We start from the raw sequence: 14118 nt of genomic DNA, 5'->3' as shown, positions 1-14118 counted from the left end.
CTTATAATTCCTTATTAATAATAATGCTTAGTGAAGATAGCTGATTGGCTGTAACGCTTGCATTCACGCTTCCCTGCCATTCTCCCTTAGCTACCGCCACATTACCATCTTCCGATAGTCTTGCGGTAACCACTACATCAGAAAGCGTAGCAAGTGTAAATTGTGGCATCATAGCGTTTTCGGTAGTTAGGTTCACAGAAACCGGGAAGTCTCCTATTGGCATCTTAACCACAGCTGCAGGCATTCTATTACCTGAAATAGCATCTTGAGCAAACACAATTAAAAAGCCTTCTTTAGGCGCGCTTGCTTTGGCGTTATCGGACAAATTAACGGTTATTGTAAAGCCAGTAACAGCCTCTTTGTTATCGCCTTGTATATTTGCCTCATCCGCAGGTTCTGCATCCGAGCGTTGTAACGCTACCATTTCGGTGGTATTTCCCTCGAGCTCTTTTATACGCGCAACTAAACGCTGGGCCATGTCGCTATCTGCTGGCAACTTGCCTTCAACTTGCTGATAAAAACGACGAGTATTATTAAGATCCCCAAGTTGAGCCGACACCACTGCCATCATAAGCGCGAGATTATCATTCTCAGGGTTGTCATTGAGCAAGCCTAACAAGATAGATTGCGCACGTTCCAAGTTATTTACATCACCCGTGGTCATCAAGGCTTGAGCAAGCGTAATGCGATTAGCAGAGATAGACGGTGCCAAACTCACCGCTTTATCAATAGCTTCAATGGCCTGTACTTCTTGACCAATACTCAGCATCAATCTGCCAAAATACATCCATCCCGTGTCATCTTCGGGCTCTTCTCTCAAACGCTGGCGTATAGCAAGAGCAAGGCTAGCAATGTCTTGTTGGGTCAGGTTATTCGCATTACCGCTGGCAAGCTGTTGACTCAATTCGGGCAACGCTTCAATGGCTTGGGCTGCCTGGGCAACACGACCCATTTGGTTTACCTGCGCATATACAATCACTCCGCAGGCTATCGCAAGCACGGCGCCAATCGCGAGCGGAAGTTTTGCATTACCTGTTTTATGAGATTGAAATGCACTTTCATCCACTAGCGCTAGTTTGAGCTCATCAACCGCCTGGCGCTTGTCGTGCTCACTAATAAGACCTTCTTGCACCTCGCGGTCAAGTTCAGCAAGGCGCTGCTTAACAATTTGCGTATTGCTCAAACTGTCTTGTTTTGCGTGATTTTTATTGCGTAGCCATGGAAAAACGACAATTAAAAGAACAAGCGTGATTAAGCCTGAAACAATAATATAAAACTCAGACCAACTCATTCTTTCTCTTGCTCCAACATTTTGTCTGCTTTGGCTAGCTTAGCGGCCATATCTTCAGGTGGCGTTACCGATTTCCGGCGAATTACAACCAACAAGGCAATGAATATAAACAATACGGGGCCAGCCCAAAGCCACAGTGTCGCAGCCGTAACAGGCGGTTGGTAATGTACAAAGTCGCCATAGCGCGACTTCATAAATTCAATAACTTCCTGCTCTGTTTTGCCCTGTTTGAGTAAGGTGTATACTTTTCGGCGCATGTCGTGGGCAATCATGGCGTCGCTATCTGCAATATTCTGGTTTTGACACATTGGACAACGCAGTTCAGCGGTAAGTTTTAAAAAGCTCTCACGTTGCGCTGAAGTGTCAAAGGTAAATTTATCTTCAGCGGCGTGTACCGAGAAAGCGCTAACAATTAACAAAAGAGCAAAAACACTAGACACTAGCGCTTTGAAAACGGAAAAGTTGATAGTTATATTGTGAGCAACACACATATCTGTATCAACCTTATAGGCTTCACAAGGTATATGGGTAGCATTGCTAGCTAACATCCTCACTCGCCTCCTTGAACACTTTGGGCATCACTCATTACAGCATCAACGTCCACTTTCCTATCTTCACTTACTTTGCCAGACGCTTCTGCAACAAGCTTATTGTAAAGCGGCCCAACTTTTGAATTCCACACGCGCTCATTAATATCGCCTATGTGGTGCATGCGAATAATGCCTTCAGCATCAATCACAAAGTGCTCTGGTGCACCAGTAACACCAAGGTCAAGGGAGGTATCGCGATAAACATCGAAGATATTGTACGCGTAGGGGTTGCCGTAGCGGCTGAGCATGTCGGTGACTTCTTGCTGCACGCGACTAAGTGTCTTTGTCCCAAAGTCTGGGTCTAAATCTTGGTCGAAATACAATCCCACAATGTGAACATTTTGCTCATTCTTAAGCCGAGTAAGATACGGCATTTCGACAGCGCAAGTCACACACCATACACCCCATACATTCAAGATAGTCACCTTTCCTTTTAAATCTTCTGGGGTATAGGTTACATCTGGCTGCATAAGATCTGGCAGTGAGAATGCAGGTAATGTTTTATCTTGAACCTGAGAGTCTAATTCTCTAGGGTCAGAAAAAAGCCCTTTGAATAAGAAAATAACAAGCAAAGAAAACAGCACCAATGGAATGGCTACAAGTGGAGCTTTTTTCATTATGCGTCTCCTTTCACCGAAGTATCAGAAACAACAGGTGCTTGCCCATTGCCTGTCGATGAGTTCGCGTCATTATTGCCACTAAATACTCGCTTTATCTTTTTCACCTTAGCCATACGATAACGCTTGTCGCTAATGGAGAAAATGCCGCCTATCGCCATTACTACCGCACCCGCCCATAGCCAGATAACAAACGGTTTAATGTAAATACGAATAGCCCAAGCACCGTTGTCTAACGGTTCACCCATAGCAATAAATAAGTCTCGTGCTAGGTTTGAATGGATAGCCGCTTCTGTCATTGGCATGCGCTGAACTATATACAAACGTTTCTCAGGCTCTAAATGCGCTATTAATTCGCCGTTTTTATAAACGTCGAATACGCCCTTGTCCGCTTCAAAGTTCGGGCCTTGTACTTTACGTACGTCTTTAAAATTAAAATCATAACCACCTAGAGAAACGGTATCGCCAATGTCCATGCGCACATCCCGCTCCATTTCGTAGTTTGAAACCAGGGTAATACCGATAATGCAGATAGCAAAGCCCACATGACCCAACACCATGCCCCAGTGGCTTGGCGTAAGTTTGCGAAGTTTAGATAGTACCGATGCATTATCAGAGCTACTTGAAGGCATAGCAGATAAACGCTGCATGACTTCTTGCACTGTGGTGACGAGGATCCAAAAAACCAACACCATTCCCAGTACACCCATGTAAGTTGGTTCGTCGTAGGCAAAGTTCACTAGTACACCTGCGCTTAGCGCAATTCCACCTGCAACCAACAGTTGTTTTTGCAGTTCGCTGGCTTTTTGCTGCTTCCAACGCGTTAGCGGACCAAGCCCTAACATCAAGACAAAGGGCACAATCAATAAGGTGAACATTTGATTAAAGAAGGGTGCGCCTACGGAAATACTGCCTAAGCCTAACTCTTTGTGAACAAGAGGCAGTAGCGTACCGAGAAGAACAACTAATGTTGCAGCACACAAAAAGACATTGTTGCCCATCAACAGCACTTCTCGAGAAAAGGCTTGGTAGCGTCCAGGGCTTTTAAGCGAAGCCGCACGCATGGCATAAAGTAGCAATCCAAAACCGCTAAGTACAATCAATATGCCTAAGATGAACAAGCCTCGAGTAGGATCGCTTGCAAAAGAGTGCACCGAAACGATGACCCCGGAACGTACTAAGAAGGTCCCTAATAAACTTAAACTAAATGCAGCAATTGCAAGTAGCACTGTCCATGACTTAAACGCCTTTCGCTTTTCGGTCACTGCCAGCGAGTGCATTAGGGCCGTTCCAACTAGCCAAGGCATGAATGAGGCATTCTCTACTGGGTCCCAGAACCACCAGCCGCCCCAGCCAAGTTCGTAATAAGCCCACCAGCTGCCTAACGCAATGCCCACGGTGAGAAACGCCCATGCGGAAATAACCCAGGGCCTTGACCAACGCGCCCAGGTTGAATCTAATTGACCAGAGATAAGCGCCGAGATAGCAAACGCGAAAGCGACAGAAAAGCCTACATAGCCCATATAAAGCATAGGCGGGTGAATGATCATACCAAAATCTTGCAGCAGCGGATTAAGGTCACGCCCGTCAACCGGGAAAAAGGGCAGCATGCTGTTAAAAGGGTTAGAGGTAAGCAGCATAAACAAGTAAAAACCAATGCCCACCATGCCCAACACCGATAGTACCCTTGCGACCATAGCAAGAGGAATACCCTTGCTAAATATCGCTACAGCCACTGTCCAGATTGAAAGCATCAATACCCACAGTAGGAAAGAGCCTTCATGACCGCCCCATACGGCGGTAATTTTATAATAGATAGGAAGCCGGCTATTTGAATGCTGCGCAACGTAAGCCACGCTGAAATCATCGGTAACGAACGCATAGGTCAAGCACACATAGGCAATAAGTGTGAACGTAAACAAGCCAATGGCTAACGGCTTGGCAGTAGCCATTAACGTTTCATGCTGACGATGCGCTCCCCACAGGGGATAAACCGCCAACAAAATAGACAATACCAGCGCTAGCGTTAGCGCTATATTTCCAATCTCAGGCACCATAAATTATTTGCCTCCAGTGCCGGTAGTCGACTCGTAGGAAGGCATGTTGTCAGGTTTAACGTGTTTAATGCCTTTCATTTTCTCTGCCAGCTCAGGTGGCATGTATTCTTCATCGTGTTTAGCGAGTACTTCCTGCGCTTTGATATTCTTCTCGCCAGTAAGTACCCCTGTTGCCACAATGCCCTGCCCTTCGCGGAACAAATCAGGCAAGATGCCAGTATAAGTTACGGTAACCGTTGGGCCGGTATCGATTAAGTCGAAGCTCACCGCCAAACTTTCTTGGTCACGTTTCACACTGCCAGGCACCACCATACCTCCTATACGAAGACGCTGGCCAACCTGTGGCTTTTGTCCATTTTTGCCGTCAATTATTTCGCTGGGCGTATAGAAAAGGTCAATACTGTCATTTAGAGCGTAAAGCATCAATCCAATTGCACTTACTACTAAAAAACCGATAATTCCTACTACGGTCAGTCGCTGCTTTCGTCTCGGGTTCATGCAACTCTCACTTCGAAAAAACTAATAAACGATAAAAACGCAAATAAATGCTAAGTTCACTTTTACACCAACACTAGGTGTTGTCTTGCTGTTGCTGTCGCGCTTTTTTAATGCGCGCTTTGCGTTCTTTTTCCACCACCACCTGCTTTAAAAGGCCGCGATGTTTAATAAAACTTTGTACGGCGACAATAGCCATTGCCACAAAAGTAACGCCAAACGACAGCCATACGTAAAACGCATAGCCACCCATAGCTAAAAAATCGGCAAAGGACTCAAACTGCATCTTAATTGCCCTCTTTTCCAAATGTACTAGCCGTATCGCTTTGCTGCTTTGACATTGCTTTCATTGCAAGCGCTTGTACCCAAGGCCTGTGCATTTCTCGTAATACAATTTCGTTGCGTAGACGCACTGTGGTTACAGCACCAATAAAGAAAGCAAAACCCAGTAAATTGATTAACAGCGGCCACAACATTTCAGGTGCAATTGAAGGGTTGTCAAATTTACTGATAGTTGCACCTTGATGTAACGTGTTCCACCACTCTACTGAGTAGTGAATAATGGGGATATTTACAACACCAACAAGGGCCATTACGCCTGCGGCTTTACCCGCCTGCTGTTTGTCTTCAAATGCACCGTACAGGGCTATAACCCCCATGTACAAGAAAAGCAGAATAAGCTCGGACGTCAGGCGTGCATCCCACACCCACCAAGCTCCCCACATTGGCTTGCCCCATGCCGCCCCAGTGAACAAAGCGATAAAAGTCATTACTGCGCCGATCGGCGCCATGGCAATCATGCTCATGTAAGCGGTGCGCCACTGCCAAACCATGCCCACCAAGGCCGCAATCGCCATGGCAACATAAGTGCCCATAGACAAAATAGCGCTAGGTACATGAATGTAGATAATTCTGAATGAATCACCTTGCTGATAATCTTGAGGCGCAAAGGCCAGCCCCCATACAGTGCCTATACTCAAACACACTAAAGCACCAACCCAAAACCAAGGCTGTAAAGTTAAACAAAGCTGGTAAGCACGCTCTGTTTTTGCGTAGGGGTGTAACCACTTCCACATTAGTTTTGACTCACTTTTAAAGAATACGCGATGGCAAACGGTGCCAATGCCGCAGCCAATAAAAGCATGGCGGCAATAATAGCAAGTTGCGCGTGATAAGGTAATTGCAGTGCGGCAGAATCCACAGCCGACGTGGCAAATATCAGTAAAGGAATAAAGACAGGGATAAGTAACAATGCTAAAAGTACCCCGCCTTTTTGCAATCCAACGGTAAGTCCTACCGCAATAGCACCAATTAGAGAAAGTAGCGGCGTACCCAGCAGCAACGTTAAAACAAGCGCGATATACATATCCACTGTCAAATTCAAAAACATCGCTAACAAAGGAGAAAGCAAAAATAAGGGCACGAAACTAACCAACCAATGTACTGTCACTTTCACCGCACTTACCGCTGGCAACGCCATACCAGAAAGCATGTATTGCTCTAACGAACCGTCTTGAAAGTCATCGCGAAACAGCCTTTCCATCGCCATGAGAGAGGACAGTATGGCGGCAATCCAAATTACCCCTGGCCCAATGCGCTGAAGGGTATCGGGAGACGGACTAACGCCTAATGGAAACAAAGTCACTACCATGGTTAAAAACATGAGTGGCTGCACCAACTCTGCTTTTTGCTTAAACGCAATCTGTATGTCGCGTTTGAAAATTCCTCGATAAAGTGACATTAGAAGCGGTACTCCAAATCGAATACACGGTGTTCACCCGCCGTTTTTGACAAAGGTTGGTGTGAAGTAGTGACAATAAGACCGCCGCCGCTAACGTGCTCTTTCATACTCGTTTCAAGCATATGAATCCCTTTTACATCGAGCGCTGTAAAGGGTTCATCCAATATCCATACCTTTGATGGCTTTAGCCACAGTCTTGATAGCGCCACACGACGTTGCTGACCTGCAGATAAATACCTTACAGGCACGTCTTCAAGTCCAACTAACCCCACTTTTTCTAATACGTCATATAATGTATCAACTGGCACCGACACCTTGTGCTGGGCCAACCAGAACGACAGGTTATCTAAAGCCGAAAGGCTACCATTAGTGCCGCTTTTGTGGCCTAGATAGAAGAGATCATGGTAATAGCCTGACTTATCCTTAGATACGTCTATTCCTTTATAAAAAACGGTACCTAAATCAGGTGAGCTAAGCCCTGTGAGAATGCGTAGCAAGCTGGTCTTCCCTGCGCCATTAGGTCCACGCAGATACAGCAATTCACCAGCACTAACGGCAAGTGAAAGCCCCTCAAAAAGGGTCCTGTCTCGTTTGCTGCAAGTTAACCCGCGCGCCTCTAACACTGCTTAGCTACTCCAACGTTTAGAAGAGGTTATAAAAAATGGCGCTAGTCTACCACATGAACGCTTTTTCGCAGTCGCGAATTCCAATTAAATATGATTTACTTCAACGACAAAGGCATTTTCACTCAGGCTATCTTACCTTTATTGAAAGTTTCTCTCTTTCCTGTTGGTGGCATGCGCAAATTGGAAACAGCCCTTAATAGCTTTGCTATACTTTAACTAGTAAGGAAAAGCGCCACCGTGCCGATATTACAATCATGACAACATCATTATCATCACTATTGGCAGCCGCTTCGAATCCATCTTCTGGCTCGGCTTCAGCATCCTTATCACAAGCAGGAAGTGTAAACGCTGTGGCTCAAGGGCAAAAAGGAAGTACGTCTCCCGCTATTACTACTGCCACATTGTCTCAGGCGGCCGCGTTAGATAATGCGGCAAAAGTAATCGTTGAACGCTTGCCCGAACGGGTATTAGCGATAAGCGCCGCGGTAAATAGCAATTCATCAAGTAGTGCAGCTTCACAAGCACTTAATATTGTTTTACCCGCCGAAATAGATGCAAAACTGGCAAAGCAAACAATTAGCAATGCTCAGCTTGCTCTTGTGCCTCAAAGTACCCTATCTGACCAATCCGGTGCTTCGCGTGCTGTGTTGCTTTTTACAAGTTTGTCGCAGCAGAGCGCCGTATTGACGCCATCTGATAAAGCAGATTTGTTCAACGCGGTGGCAAAGGCGCTGGCTGCAAATAATGCTGCCGTGACCCTTAAAGGTGAACTCGCTATTTCAACAAAAAGCGAGAGCTTCGGGCAGCTTTTAATTAACACATCAAAAAGCGACGTCCTGCCGCTTAACGACATAAATACTGCAAAGCTTGATAGTGCTGCTAAAAACGCACTTCAAAAGCTGCTTGGACAGCAAGTTGTCTTGAGCTTAAGTCGAGCGAGTAATGGTGGTATCACACTTCAGATTTCTCAGGAGGCCTCAAAAGCAGGCAATGACCCAAGAGTTAACGCCGGTAATCTCGCTACCATTACACATAAAAATGTAAGTGCAAATTTACAACAGCAGGTCATTGCAAGTTCGATTAGACAAGGTGGCGTCGCCATTGAGCACAGTTCCAATAACCCTACAAATCTTAATGCTGTTATAGAAGGTTCGGGCACCAAACCCGACGCACTAAAAGCTGTATCTGCGTTAACCTTGATTGATAGCAAACTTTCAATTCGTACAGTGCAACAAAGTCCGGTGGTACAAATAAACTTACCTCAGGGCAGCGCGCCTTCCATTTCTATTCCTTCTTTAAAGGCAGAACAGGTAAACAAACTCAATCTGTCACAACTTCCTACAGTATCCGCAAAAGGGGTCGAGGCCGGTTCAGATAGAGGTGTTGGAAGTATCACATCTACTATTGCTAACATTGATAGAGAAGCTCCCACATCGCTTAAAGGCTCGGATGTGCACAGGGCGATCACCGCCCTTTCTCGAGTCTTACTAAGCCAGACGGGCAATACAAACAAAGCGTTAAGCCAGCTTGTTTCTATCGTTGAGAATGGAAAGTTATCGCAAGATGCCGGTGCGACCAAAGCGCCTGAAGCACAGCATATTGATAAGATATTGCAGCAGCTAAAAGGCCTTGATGCGCTTAACGCCAAACCTTCGCAAGCCAGAGCGATTAATGGTGACTTTATCGGGCCTCCCAAGCCTACTATTGAGCAATTAATGGCGTCGGCAAATGCGTTAAAGCAGTCGAAGACCAATGGGTCTGAAGAAACGGTGGGGATACAAGGAAAGGATAGTGGAAGTAAATCAAACTTTGTATCACAGGTATCACTTGCCTCATTAGCTCAGTCCCTAAGCACACAAGCAAAAGGGTTATCAAATAGTTTACTGAGTAGTATTGCTCAACAGTTAACGGCTATACAAAGTAAGGGCGCAGAAGCCCCTACTATTATTTCAGATACCGATAAGCCTCTTGCTGGCGATAAATCAAACGAAAGCTTTGTTAAAGATAGCCAAAATGCTACCAACGATGTCAATAGCGGACCTAAAAAACTTGCGCTAGACATGAACGAACAAGGTTTATCTCAACGCTTGCAACAGCTTATCTCAACACAAGCCTTGGTGACTACTCCGATTAATTTAACATCGCCTGTAAGCTCGTCAAGCTTCGTACAAGGCATGGTTGCGTTAGTTCAGCTGGCGCTAGCAGGCCGAGCCATGCAAAGACAGCCTAGCTTAAAAACTCAAATAGATGCACCCGACTCTATCGTCTCAAAAACGTTATCGAATATGGGAGTGAGCACTCAACCAAGTCGCGTTATCCAAGACATGAACCAGCTAGACGGGCGCCAGCAGTTGCTTTCACAACTGAAAACCTTACTAAGCAGTCATCAGCAAAGCAAAGTAGCGAGTGTCGATTCCCGTATTCAAGGACAAGATAGTTTCTATTACGTTTTACCGTCGCTTTCACAACATCACAGTCCGCCCGAGCTCTTGATAAAGCGTGACCCAGGTGCGCAGAAACATAAACACACACAAACAGGCCAGCGCTCGCTTTGGAATATCACTATGAAGTTAGACATTGGAGATAGCGGGCAAGTATTGGCGAAGTCAAAGATTGATAAAGACACGATTACTTTAGACTTATATGCTTCGAACGATGAAGTGCTTAGGCGTATTGGCGACACGCTACCCTACCTGCATAAACGCCTTTCCTCTCTCGGACTTGCGGTTGAAAACACAAGTTACCAGCGAGGCCATATTCCTGAAACGTTAAACACACGCCCTCATCAGATATTTGAAACTAGGGTTTAGGTAGAAGGAGTATGACTGATTCTCAAAAGACAAAACGTGCTATTGGCCTAAAATACGATGGCGGCGACAAGAAAAATGCGCCGAAGGTAGTATCTAAGGGATATGGAGACTTAGCTGAGGCAATAATCGCCATGGCTGAAGAAACTGGAATTCTTATTCATGAAGACCCTTACTTAAGTGAAGTTCTCACCACATTAGATGTAGGGCAAGACATACCCGAGTCACTTTATTACGTTATCGCTGAACTTCTTGCTTACTCATATGTTTTGCAGGGAAAAATTCCCCCTGGGTGGGAAGGAATTATCAAACGGGTAGATTTTGAAGTGTAAGTTTCAAAAAAAACAACCATTTATATAGTCAAACTGCCCTACTCTTTTTCATGAGTCACTAGTTAATGACAAGTTCGTTTCTGTGCACAGCAACTCTACAAAAAAGAGCCCGCTTTAAGCGAGCTCTTTTGCTATTCACTCAATACTTTTCAGGCTACCTAAACAGTACTTTTTCTTTATTAAACCAGTGGATACAAAAGAAAATAAGACCTGTCGCAATGACTGCGGTAGACGTAAATATGCCAAAGAGTGCAAAATAGTCCATGGTACCTTTGAACAGTTCTTTCATAGCAAGGGCAACGTTAGTCAGCGGTACCCAAACCCAGCCACCTTTAAGCTCTACCCCCGGCATCATCGCAATGATTACAGGGAAGATAACCACCATAATTAGTGATCCCATATAGCTTTGCGCTTCTTTAAAAGAGCGGGCATAAATAGACAGCGACAATAATACCGCCGCAAACACTGCGACCACTGGTACTAACATCAAGAAAATCAGTAGGAAATCTACAAGACCTATCATTGACATGATCTCAACGACGAATTCAACGGCCATGCCTTGGGATAACACTAGCCCCCATATGGCCATGGAAGACACCGTTATTAGCGCGGTAACAATACCTGCGGTAGCTACCGTAAAGAACTTACCCAATACCAACTTGTGACGATCCATTGGCGAAATAAGCAGGGTTTCTAAGGTACCACGTTCTTTTTCACCTGCCCCTAAATCTGCTGCTGGCGCCATCGCCCCCTGCAAACACAAAATAAAGATGAAATATGGCAGCATACCGCCTAAACGCTCACCCCACACTTCGCGATCATCCGCCACATTTTGCTTTTCTATTTTGATTGGCTTTAGTAAAGCCTCTTGCTGAGTTTCATTTAGATTAAGCTGTGCAAACGCGCTTTGTTGAAATGCATCGGTATATTCATCAATGATATCGGAAACACGCCCCATAACTTTGTTAAGGCCTGCATCGTTTAAATAAAGCTCAATCTTATGTTGCCCTGAACTTAATACATCACTATCAAAACTCTCTGGTATAACCAACACAAAGTCTAACGTTTCGTTTTTAATGAGTTTGGAATAGTCAGTCTCATCGCCAATCATAACTGGCTCGAACTTATCAGAGGCGTCGTTAAAAGACTGCACAATTTCTGGGGCATAGGTTTCGCCAACAATCGCGTATTTTAACACCGCGTTTTCTGCTTTGTCCGCCGCCGAACTCATAAAAAAGAATGCGACACCAAAGATGGCGGGAAATAATAAAAGTGGTAAACCAATCATAAATATGATGGTTTTCTTATCCCTTAATAGCTCTTTGAACTCCTTTTTAAAGATTAACCACATTGCCCATCTCCTCAGAATCCATTGATAGTGTTTTTAGGAAGCTTTTATGCATTTGCCCAGCCTCTACGCCATTACCAGAAAGCGCACTAAAGGCGGCAAGCGAATCGTTAAATACTGTTTCTCCTTGATTAATGACCGTTACTTTGTCACAAAGAGCTTGTACTTCGTCGAGGTGGTGGGTAGAGAAAATTACCGGGGTACCTTTATCTTTAAGGCGCTGAATGAATTCCATCACGGTACTCGTTGCCATAATATCAAGGCCAGTTGTAGGCTCATCGAGAACCACTAACTCTGGCTCGTGAATAACTGCACGGGCAATCGATACTTTTTGCTTCATGCCTGATGAAAAATTCTCCGCTCTTCTATCAAGGAAGGTTTGCATATCGAGTAAATCAGCTAACTCTTCAATACGTGCATTAATCACATCTTTTGAAATGCCGTGTAGCTCACCGAAGTAGCTAATATTTTCACGCCCACTTAAACGGCCGTATAGACCTGTTGAACTGGAAAGAAAACCAATCTTTTTTCGCGCTATGTTTGGGTTGAAAAGTACGTCCTGGCCACCTATGAGCACTTTACCGCTGTCGGGTTTGAGCGCCGTTGAAAGCATACGCAATGTAGTGGTTTTACCTGCGCCGTTAGGTCCTAACAGTCCCAGAACCTGACCTTTTTCGCAAGTAAACGACACATCCCTTACCGATTGGAAATAGCGCCCTTTTAATCGCGGGTCCTTCTTCTCTTGCTCGCTAAGCTTTTTCGGGTTTTCCACCGTAAAGCGTTTAGCGAGACCTGATATTTCAATCATTCCCTTTTCCCTCTTGATGAAAGCTGTTCTCAATATTAATTGTTGTTTAAAGCATTGTTTGCTCTAGCCGCAAACTTTCCTTATTTATATTCTGAAACGTTGAACCTTGGAAATACACCACAAGCCAACCTTTCTTTATAGTCTTCGCTTATCGTACTTTATTACAGCATTCCCTGTTTTTATTTTTTGTACAAGTTTCAACCGGATATTAAGTGTTAGTAAATATTTCTTAATATACTCTGCGTAGCAAAGGCATAAAAAAACCCACCTCTCGGTGGGTTTTTAAGATACTAGTAAAACTTATCTTATTCAGGAAGTACGTCGTCTTCGCCCTGTGGCAAGGCTTCTTCAGCCTGCATGGTTTTAGAGAGCAATAACTCTTGACGGATCTTTGTTTCGATCTCATTAGCCGTTTCAGGGTGTTCCTTAAGGTACTTCATTACGTTTGCTTTACCTTGACCAATGCGGTCACCCTTGTAGCTGTACCAAGCACCCGCTTTATCAACTAGCTTTTGCTTAACACCAAGGTCGATAAGTTCAGCTTCTTTGCTGATACCTTCGCCGTAGCGGATCATAAATTCAGCTTGCTTAAACGGAGGTGCAACTTTGTTCTTCACTACCTTAACGCGAGTTTCGTTACCTACTACCTCGTCGCCTTCTTTCACTGCGCCGATACGGCGGATGTCTAGACGAACAGAAGAGTAGAACTTAAGCGCGTTACCACCAGTAGTGGTTTCTGGGTTACCGAACATTACACCAATCTTCATACGAATCTGGTTAATGAAGATACACAGCGTATTAGAGCGTTTAATGTTAGCAGTAAGCTTACGCAACGCTTGTGACATTAGACGGGCCTGAAGACCAACGTGAGAATCACCCATGTCGCCTTCAATTTCAGCTTTAGGTGTAAGCGCTGCTACCGAGTCAACGATAACAACATCTACCGCACCTGAACGTACTAACATGTCGCAAATTTCTAACGCTTGCTCACCAGTATCAGGCTGAGATACCAATAATTCGTCGATGTTTACGCCAAGTTTTTCAGCGTAAACTGGGTCTAGAGCGTGCTCAGCATCTACGAACGCACAGGTTTTACCCTTCTTCTGCGCTTCAGCAATAACTTGAAGCGTTAGCGTTGTTTTACCCGACGATTCAGGACCGTAAATTTCTACTACACGCCCACAAGGCAAGCCACCTATACCTAGAGCGATATCAATGGTTAGTGAGCCAGTAGAAATCGCTTCAATATCCATGGCTTGGTTGTCGCCCAAGCGCATAATAGCGCCTTTACCAAACTGCTTTTCAATTTGGCCAACTGCGGCGGTTAAAGCTTTTGATTTGTTATCGTCCACGTATGTATCCTCTAGGATTTGCGGTTAAATTCTTTCTTGGTACTAATTTACATT

14 protein-coding genes are annotated in these 14118 nt (G+C 44.9%); 2 read left to right on the top strand and 12 right to left on the bottom strand.

Translation table 11 applies throughout. From position 1 onward, the window contains the following. Position 1: 1 nt before the first annotated feature. The 9 genes from ccmI to ccmA form a co-directional block, all read right to left on the bottom strand. Positions 2-1291 carry a c-type cytochrome biogenesis protein CcmI gene (ccmI, locus tag V7R55_RS03265; RefSeq protein WP_334057309.1) on the bottom strand — a complete coding sequence of 430 codons (1290 nt, stop codon included), beginning with the start codon at positions 1289-1291 and terminating at the stop codon, positions 2-4. After that, complete coding sequence (locus tag V7R55_RS03260) at positions 1288-1782, bottom strand: cytochrome c-type biogenesis protein (RefSeq protein WP_334057960.1); 495 nt, start codon at positions 1780-1782, stop codon at positions 1288-1290. The genes ccmI and V7R55_RS03260 overlap by 4 nt, the downstream gene beginning before the upstream one ends. 59 nt (positions 1783-1841) lie before the next feature. Then, the gene (locus V7R55_RS03255) at positions 1842-2498 is read right to left on the bottom strand and encodes a redoxin family protein (protein WP_334057308.1); all 657 of its coding nucleotides are present in this window, start codon (positions 2496-2498) and stop codon (positions 1842-1844) included. After that, positions 2498-4555, bottom strand: coding sequence for a heme lyase CcmF/NrfE family subunit (locus V7R55_RS03250; RefSeq protein WP_334057307.1), 2058 nt, complete (start codon positions 4553-4555; stop codon positions 2498-2500). Before V7R55_RS03250 ends, V7R55_RS03255 begins: the two co-directional genes overlap by 1 nt. Before the next feature lie 3 nt (positions 4556-4558). Continuing rightward, a complete protein-coding gene (gene ccmE, locus V7R55_RS03245; RefSeq protein ID WP_334057305.1) occupies positions 4559-5053 on the bottom strand; it encodes a cytochrome c maturation protein CcmE in 495 nt (164 codons plus the stop codon). Positions 5054-5126: 73 nt separating this feature from the next. Continuing rightward, entirely contained in the window at positions 5127-5336 is a 210-nt protein-coding gene (ccmD, locus tag V7R55_RS03240; protein WP_334057303.1) for a heme exporter protein CcmD, read from the bottom strand. Between the two features lies 1 nt (position 5337). Beyond that, complete coding sequence (locus tag V7R55_RS03235) at positions 5338-6126, bottom strand: heme ABC transporter permease (protein ID WP_334057302.1); 789 nt, start codon at positions 6124-6126, stop codon at positions 5338-5340. After that, positions 6126-6791 (bottom strand): heme exporter protein CcmB, encoded by a 666-nt coding sequence (gene ccmB / locus V7R55_RS03230; protein WP_334057300.1) that lies wholly within the window; start codon positions 6789-6791, stop codon positions 6126-6128. The genes V7R55_RS03235 and ccmB overlap by 1 nt, the downstream gene beginning before the upstream one ends. Next, complete coding sequence (ccmA, locus tag V7R55_RS03225) at positions 6791-7414, bottom strand: cytochrome c biogenesis heme-transporting ATPase CcmA (protein ID WP_334057299.1); 624 nt, start codon at positions 7412-7414, stop codon at positions 6791-6793. Before ccmA ends, ccmB begins: the two co-directional genes overlap by 1 nt. Before the next feature lie 257 nt (positions 7415-7671). On the opposite strand from ccmA, the gene V7R55_RS03220 reads away from it, so the two are divergent. Next, positions 7672-10227 (top strand): flagellar hook-length control protein FliK, encoded by a 2556-nt coding sequence (locus tag V7R55_RS03220; RefSeq protein ID WP_334057298.1) that lies wholly within the window; start codon positions 7672-7674, stop codon positions 10225-10227. An 11-nt stretch (positions 10228-10238) separates the two neighbouring features. Next, positions 10239-10556 (top strand): EscU/YscU/HrcU family type III secretion system export apparatus switch protein, encoded by a 318-nt coding sequence (locus V7R55_RS03215; RefSeq protein ID WP_025254245.1) that lies wholly within the window; start codon positions 10239-10241, stop codon positions 10554-10556. 154 nt (positions 10557-10710) lie between these two features. On the opposite strand, the gene V7R55_RS03210 is transcribed toward V7R55_RS03215, so the two are convergent. The 3 genes from V7R55_RS03210 to recA form a co-directional block, all read right to left on the bottom strand. Further along, positions 10711-11907, bottom strand: a complete 1197-nt coding sequence (locus V7R55_RS03210; RefSeq protein ID WP_334057293.1) for an ABC transporter permease — start codon at positions 11905-11907, stop codon at positions 10711-10713. Further along, entirely contained in the window at positions 11891-12712 is an 822-nt protein-coding gene (locus V7R55_RS03205) for an ATP-binding cassette domain-containing protein (protein ID WP_334057292.1), read from the bottom strand. Before V7R55_RS03205 ends, V7R55_RS03210 begins: the two co-directional genes overlap by 17 nt. Positions 12713-13017: 305 nt before the next feature. Continuing rightward, positions 13018-14064 (bottom strand): recombinase RecA, encoded by a 1047-nt coding sequence (gene recA, locus V7R55_RS03200; RefSeq protein ID WP_179982559.1) that lies wholly within the window; start codon positions 14062-14064, stop codon positions 13018-13020. Between the last annotated feature and the right edge of the window lie 54 nt (positions 14065-14118).

It is taken from the genome of Alteromonas sp. S005 (assembly GCF_036864475.1).
Taxonomy (GTDB): domain Bacteria; phylum Pseudomonadota; class Gammaproteobacteria; order Enterobacterales; family Alteromonadaceae; genus Alteromonas.
The sequence above is the reverse complement of the archived record's forward strand: the minus strand, read 5'-3'. Positions and strand labels throughout refer to the sequence as shown.